General features: G+C 56.9%; 3 protein-coding genes and 1 pseudogene. All 4 read right to left on the bottom strand.

Annotation, left to right across the window (positions count from 1 at the left end):
- Positions 1-553 (bottom strand): annotated as a pseudogene (locus DBR44_RS08125) (RHS repeat domain-containing protein); the annotation flags it as partial.
- Between the two features lie 125 nt (positions 554-678).
- Positions 679-1,089, bottom strand: coding sequence for a hypothetical protein (locus DBR44_RS08120; RefSeq protein WP_124643589.1), 411 nt, complete (start codon positions 1,087-1,089; stop codon positions 679-681).
- A 2-nt stretch (positions 1,090-1,091) separates the two neighbouring features.
- Positions 1,092-5,624 carry an RHS repeat-associated core domain-containing protein gene (locus DBR44_RS08115; protein WP_124643588.1) on the bottom strand — a complete coding sequence of 1,511 codons (4,533 nt, stop codon included), beginning with the start codon at positions 5,622-5,624 and terminating at the stop codon, positions 1,092-1,094.
- A 34-nt stretch (positions 5,625-5,658) separates the two neighbouring features.
- Positions 5,659-6,580: DUF2345 domain-containing protein (locus tag DBR44_RS08110; RefSeq protein WP_148090019.1), on the bottom strand; the 922-nt coding region annotated here is incomplete at its 5' end.

The raw sequence follows: 6,580 nt of genomic DNA, 5'->3' as shown, positions 1-6,580 counted from the left end.
CGGTGCTGTCGCCACCCGGTGCTGTCAGCCGGCTCAGGCGGTTGTAACCGTCCCATTCCAGCTGGGTGAGGCTGCCGTTGACGCGCTTTTCGATGAGGTTGCCGCGGCTGTCGTAGCGATAGTGACGGCCAGCGTAGTGGCTCAGCAGATTGCCCAGCAGGCTGTGGTCCTGATGACCGTCTGCCGTCGGTGTGTTGTCCAGCAGGTTGCCCGCCGGGTCGAAGCGGAAGCTTTCCACGCCTTTGGGGGTGGCGGCTTGCAGCAGGCGGCCTACCGGGTCGTAACGGTAGTTGATCTGGCCACTGCGATTGTCGGCAATGCCGGTGAGCTGGCCGGCGGCATCGTACTGGTACTGGCGGCTCCACTGGGTGGCACCACTCAGGCGCTGGCTGCTGAGGCGGCCGGCTTTGTCGTAGGCCAAGCTTTGCTGCAAGCTATTGCCCAATATGCGCTGGGTTTCACGGTGCAGCTTGTCGCGCTCCAGATTCAGGATGTCGTGCTGGCCGAACAGCAGGCCATGCACATGGCCGCTGCCGTAATTGAGCACGTCCACCCTATGCCCGTCCGGCCGCTGGGTGGCGATGCGATTGCCCAGCTTGTTGTATTTGTACTGCTTGCAGTATCTTTCGTTGACTTCAGCTACAAAAAAATGTGGTCTACTTTTATTTTCTCTTCTCCTTATTCCTTGGTATTTTTTATCTCTAATTCATCTGTGTAGGTGGTGCATTCTTGAAAAATTATATTTGATACCTCGAGTTTTAAACTAAATGAGTTGCTTTTCTGCCTTATCGTTATGCATTTTTCATTTTCTTCTACTATTAGAATGTCATAGTGCAAGTTGCGCCATTCTTTTATCTCTATGCTCTCTCCTGATTTGGCAAATAACTTGATTACAATTGTGTTGTAATCTTTCCCCCACACTCCCCATTTGGCAACTTCTATTTCAGGTTTTTGTCTTGTATGTAGGCTGAAATAAACTCGCCCCCCTATGTCGAGATTGATTTGCCCGATATGTATTGGTTGAAACAGGCCTGTTGGAAATAGTTGCAGCAAAAATTGATTGCGCGCGATTTTGTCTAATAAATTCATTGCTACCTCGGAAAATTGTAATGGCCATGAGTTTTGGGGAAGCTGCCAGTTCTTGGGTTGCTAATTGGTCTTACATTAAAGTGAGGCTCTGCTCCATGGCAGGGGGTTGCCTTTTCATGTCCCATGCTATGTTCTTGGATTATCACTGGTTTGCCATCGATGTTGGTGTAGTGATAATTTCTTGTGGTCACTGGTTCATAATTGGGGCCAAGCACAGTATTTCCACTTCCATCCTCAAGATCTTCTCTCATGATTTTTGGCTGTTGATTCATTGGAATTCTAGCATCCCTTTTCGCCTGCCTTAGTGCTTCCCGACGACTTTTTGCATTAAACCATGTTTTTTTATTCGGGCACTCTGAGAGACCTAAAGGATCAATCCATGTTATTGGATTCAGTGTATAGCTATGGATATTAATATCACCCAGCAACCCAATCGGATCTCGCGAGATAAACCGCCCTATCTCCGGATCATAGTAGCGATAGCGGTTGTAGTGCAGCCCTGATTCGTCGTCATGATACTGCCCCTGGAAGCGGAAGGGGTTGTGGATGCCGGCGGAGGCCGCCGCCTCGGCAATCACTTCCCGTGCTTCGCCCCAGGCCTTGTAATCCATCTCCAGCGCCAGCTGGCCTTGCGCATCGGTAAGGGCTTGCGGGGTGCCGAGGTGGTCGGCGTGGTAGTAGTACACCGCGTGCGGGGCGGATGGCTCCGGGCCTGCCTGCAGCAGCGGGTCGCGGTCTGGGTCGTAGGGGTTGTACTGGTTCCATGCCGGCACTTTCACGCCCTGGATGGCGTCGGTGTGCACCTGCGCCAAAGGGATGAAGCTGCCGGGTTCGAACAGGTAATGCACTGCGGCGGCGTCTTGGGTTTCAAACGCCAGCACATCGCCATCCCAGCCGTACAGGGTTGTCTTGCCCTGACTGAGCTTGGCGATGCGGCGGCCCAGCGGGTCATAGCGGTATTCGGTGCTGTCGCCACCCGGCGCTGTCAGCCGGCTCAGGCGGTTGTAGCCGTCCCATTCCAGCTGGGTGAGGCTGCCGTTGACGCGCTTTTCGATGAGGTTGCCGCGGCTGTCGTAGCGGTAGTGACGGCCGGCGTAGTGGCTCAGCAGATTGCCCAGCAGGCTGTTGTCCTGATCGCCATCGACCATCGGTGTGTTGTCCAGCAGGTTGCCAGCCGGGTCGAAGCGGAAGCTTTCCACGCCTTTGGGGGTGGCGGCTTGCAGCAGGCGGCCTACCGGGTCGTAACGGTAGTTGATCTGGCCGCTGCGATTATCGGTAATACCGGTGAGTTGGCCGGCGGCATCGTACTGGTACTGGCGGCTCCACTGGGTGGCACCACTCAGGCGCTGGCTGCTGAGGCGGCCGGCTTTGTCGTAGGTCAGGCTTTGCTGCAAGCTATTGCCCAATATGCGCTGGGTTTCACGGTGCAGCTTGTCGCGCTCCAGATTCAGGATGTCGTGCTGGCCGAACAGCAGGCCATGCACATGGCCGCTGCCGTAATTGAGCACGTCCACCCTATGCCCGTCCGGCCGCTGGGTGGCGATGCGATTGCCCAGTTCGTCATACTCGTGCCGCCAGCGGAAGGTTTGGCGCAAACCGGCAAGCTGGTAGCCGTGGTGTTCTTCGCTGATATTGCCGACCGGGTCGTAAATCCAGCGCAGGCTGGCATAGCGGTTCTTGGCTTTGAACAGGCGGCCGGCAGGGTCGTAGCCGAAGTTTTCCTTGCTGCCCGGTGCACTGCGTTCGATCAGGCGACCTGCACGGTCGTAGCGGTAGTGGGTGGCGACATCGCCTTCTTGCTGTTCCACCAGTCGGCCGGCGGCGTCGTAACGGTAACGGGTAGCGGCACCGTCAAAGCCGGTTTCCGCAATCACCCGTCCGCCATCATCGTATTCAAACAGATAGTGACGGTGGTTTTCGTTGCGCAGGGAAATCAGCCGGCCCAGTTTGTCGTAGCGGTAGGCCAGCGCGTGGCCGTTGGCATCGGTACGGCTTTGCAGCCGCCCGGCCTTGTCGTAGTCGTAGTGCGTGCTGCGGCCCAGCGGGTCGGTGATCTTGAGCAGGCGGGATTCTGCATCGTGCTCCAACTGGGTGGCCTGGCCATCCGGCAACACGACAGCACGCAGGCCACCATTGTCGTCGTACTGGTAGCGGGTGGCGCTGCCCATGGCATCGATGATGAGGACCGAGCGGCCACGCTCATCGTATTGCCATTGGGTAACGCTGCCGGAACAGTCGGTATAGCTTTCCAGCAGGCCATCCGGGCGGTAGCTAATCTTTTTGGCGCCGCCTTTGGCGTCGGTCACGGCAACCGGCAGGCCCTGTTCGTTGTAGGCGTACTCGGTTTTGTGACCTAGCGGGTCGGTTTCTTCAATCAGCTGCCCCTTGTCGTCGTAGGCACGTAGCCATTTCTCGCCCAATGGGTCGGTGATTTCAATCAGGTTGTCCTGCTCGTCGTAGGCAAATGCCACTTCGCTGCCATCAGCGCGCTCATGCAGAACGAGATTGCCTTTGGCGTCGTAGCTGTAGTTGTCCTGGCTGGCATCCGGATGAATGTGAATAATCAGGCGTTTATTGGCGTCATAGTTCAACCACTCTTCGCTTCTGTCCGGAAAGATGGTGCGGTAGTGGTAGCCCTTTTCGTCAAAGTAATACTCGGTGGTGCGACCATAAGCGTCGGTGACATAGGTGAGATCGATGCGCTCATCCCACGCCAGACGGATATCCAGGCTGCCATCATCCGCGTATTCGTGAATGGCGCGTGCGCCGGCATGGTGGCCATCCCACTCCAATGTGGTGCCGCGGTCGGTGCGGTCGGTGTAGCGGGTGATCAGGTGGTGCTGATACTGGTAGCTCCAGCTTTGCCCATTCTCATCTGTCGCGGACAGCAAGTCGCCGGCATCCCTGCTTAAGGGCTGCTGCTCTGTGTAGTGATACTCGGCCAATTTGCGTAATGGCCGGAGGGTTTCTGGGTCTTGCTGATTGATCTGGACAATGCGGCCATGCGCATCGTAGGACAAGGCAACGAGATAGCCGGCACTGCTGACCAGCTGACTGATGCGGCCATCACGGAAATTTACCGCCAGCGTGTTACCCGCACGGTCCTTGAGCAGCGCCAACAGATAACGAGACCCCTGCTTCTCGTACAACTGGACCAATTCATGCCCAAAACTCAATGAAATCAGTTTGTCGTCCAGGCGAGTAAGCGTGTGCCCTTCCAGTTCGTCTTTCAGCGACTCCCCCAGTGGCAACAGGGGGTAGTCCAGCTTGCGTCCGGCATCATCGTAGTAAACCAGGGCTTCGCCGTTTTCCTCGAAGCGAGAGGAAAACGGTGCCATCCAGCGCGCACCCAGCGGACCGTCAACATCGTTGGCATCAAAGTCAGAACGGTAAACCCGCTGCCAGACGATAGGCATCACACCCGGCAAGGTAAAATCTGTATGGATGAGGGTTTCCACCCCGTTCAGGTAGTCAATCGATCTTGGCGACGCTGGCTTGCCTGCAGGACAACCGCATTTGGGGCCAAGCCCGCCGCCCTTGAACAGGCTGACCACCTCTTTATGGATCTGCTTCACCTGCTTGGCGACTTTACCCATACCGCTTTTGACCGCGCCGCCTTTTTTATCCATATAGGCTTTGAAAGCGGCTTTCAGCTTGACTAGCAACGGCTTGAGTTTATCCGCTAGGACCTGCATCAATTTTTTCGGCAGCTCCGCCGCCCACACCGCCAGCACAGAGGCCATCTCTCGTAAGGTGGCCCGTAGCGCGGGTGATTTGGCAGTCATGTCATCAACCGCCTCTGCAGCAGTGACCACCATGCCGGCAGCAACTTGTTTCTTCTTCTCCCCGACGGCCTTGTTGATGGCGTCCATATGCGCGCCGATGGTGGCCCAGAAACCACCATTGGTTTTTTCCAGGTTGTAGGCCACCGGTTTGACGGGAATGTTCTTGGCCGCAAATTTCCCCAGCGTGCCGCTACCAGCACTGCGCAACAACTCCGCCAGATCAAGCAGATACTTGCTGCCGTCCTTGATGCATTGATTCAGGCAGCCATCTATCTTGCTCTCGACATAGTCCACCCACTGCTCTGGCCTGCCGCGAAAATCGCCGGGCAGCATATTGATCAACTGACCAACCAGCTGCGGTGCGATGACGTACTCGGCAACATCCTTACCTGCCCGGCGCATGGCATTGGCACACACTTTCAATGTCGGGCGAGTGCTCACCTTGAACAGGCTACCCGCAGCGGGGACCACGCCAATCAGGTCCACCCCAAGAAACATCCAGTCAAAAATATCGACTTCCAGCTTTTTACGGTTCTTCTCGCTCATGTCCATGATGTCGACTACCACATCGCCCACGGAAATGAGGTTGCCGACAACCGGAATCGCGCCGCCAATAGTGGAGAGGGTCTCTACGCTCAAATAGCCGTCGCTGATGTCCTGCAGCCATTTGTCAAAGGATTGTCCAGTTTGGGCCAGAGCCTTCGAGGCATTGGCCGGGGTACCGTCAAGTACAGCAACAGGAGTGGTCATGAAGGTTCAACTTTGAGGATCTGGATTGACGATTTCAAAACTTGGGCATGGTGGGCAGTGCATCCTGGGCCTTGCCCATCAATGCGTCCTTCGCCTGCCCTTTTAGCGCAGGTATGGCGCTTTGCGGATTGCGCGCCAGAGCAAGGGCTTGCTGGGCCTGGCTGGCCATTGCGCTTACCTGCCCCACGGCATTGGTAAGTTGTGGGCTGACGCTACCCAGGGTGCTGCCCAGCTCTTGCATGGCTTTGCCTTTTACTGCCTCGCCCATTTGTTGCAAGGCGGCTTCCGGCTGCTCCACAAAGGGGAAGATGTCGGCTTTGTCCTGATGCGGCCGCCCCAGAAACTCGACCTGTGCCGCACCAAGAGGCAAACCATGCACAATCGCCTTGCCGGCCTCGTCCAACACCCCCTTGTGTTTGATGCCTAGCGCATCAGTTACCACAAACTTGCCCTGATTCATTGAGTAGCCATTGGCAAATTCGTGTAGCACCTGCAGGTTGCCAGTGCCGGGCTTGGCAAAGGTTGGCGTCGGCGTACTGAGACTGGCCGGCCCGGACAGGCTATGGCTGGCGCCTTTCACGCTCACCACGCTGGGGCAATGCACTTCGATGTTGCCGCCTTTCAGCCGGATATAGCCGCCGCCGCTGGTCAGCAGGATTTCCTGGCTGGCGGCAATGGTGACCTTGCCCTTGGCCGAGGTAATGGTCAGGTCCTTGTCCGCCGTCAGTTCCATCGCATCACTCTGCGCCTGCACCTGCACCTTGCCCTTCGCGGCAATCAGTTTCAGCGCGATCTGGTCTTTCACCCCCGCCACGAACAGGCTGATGTGCTGGCCGACGTTATGCAGCCAGCGGCGGCCGGTGGTTTCGTTGCTGTCGCGCTGGGCGATGAGGTTGAGGTTGCTGCCGGCAGAAATTGTCTGGCTTTGTTCGGTGAGACTGGCAATGCCGGCCGGG

Source organism: Aquitalea sp. FJL05 (assembly GCF_003852595.1).
Taxonomy (GTDB): domain Bacteria; phylum Pseudomonadota; class Gammaproteobacteria; order Burkholderiales; family Chromobacteriaceae; genus Aquitalea; species Aquitalea aquatilis.
The sequence above is the reverse complement of the archived record's forward strand: the minus strand, read 5'-3'. Positions and strand labels throughout refer to the sequence as shown.